We start from the raw sequence: 267 nt of genomic DNA, 5'->3' as shown, positions 1-267 counted from the left end.
CGGGGCTTTATCGGTAGCAAACAGTTCCAGTGGTTGAGGTTCAAAAAGCATCACCATCACCGGTAAGTTGCGCTTGCGCCCTTCTTCCTGCAAGCCCTGTAACAGCGCGCGATGACCGCGATGCACGCCGTCGAAATTACCAATAGTCAGCACACACCCTTCTTGCGGGGCCTGGCTGAGATTATGTATGCCGCGTATCAGCTTCATGTCTGGCTCAAAACAGTGAAAATCGTCCGAGTATACCTTGTACAGCGGTCAAGGTTAACC

The 267-nt window shown here is 52.4% G+C and carries 1 pseudogene; it reads right to left on the bottom strand.

The annotated features are described in order from the left end of the window. Nucleotides 1-207, bottom strand: a pseudogene (locus R0J88_RS20600) (hypothetical protein); the annotation flags it as partial. Between the last annotated feature and the right edge of the window lie 60 nt (nucleotides 208-267).

This window comes from Pseudoalteromonas sp. SIMBA_162 (genome assembly GCF_046535955.1).
In the GTDB taxonomy this organism is placed as follows: Bacteria; Pseudomonadota; Gammaproteobacteria; order Enterobacterales; family Alteromonadaceae; genus Pseudoalteromonas; species Pseudoalteromonas marina.
Note: the sequence above shows the minus strand (reverse complement) of the source record. Positions and strands in the feature narration are given on the sequence as shown.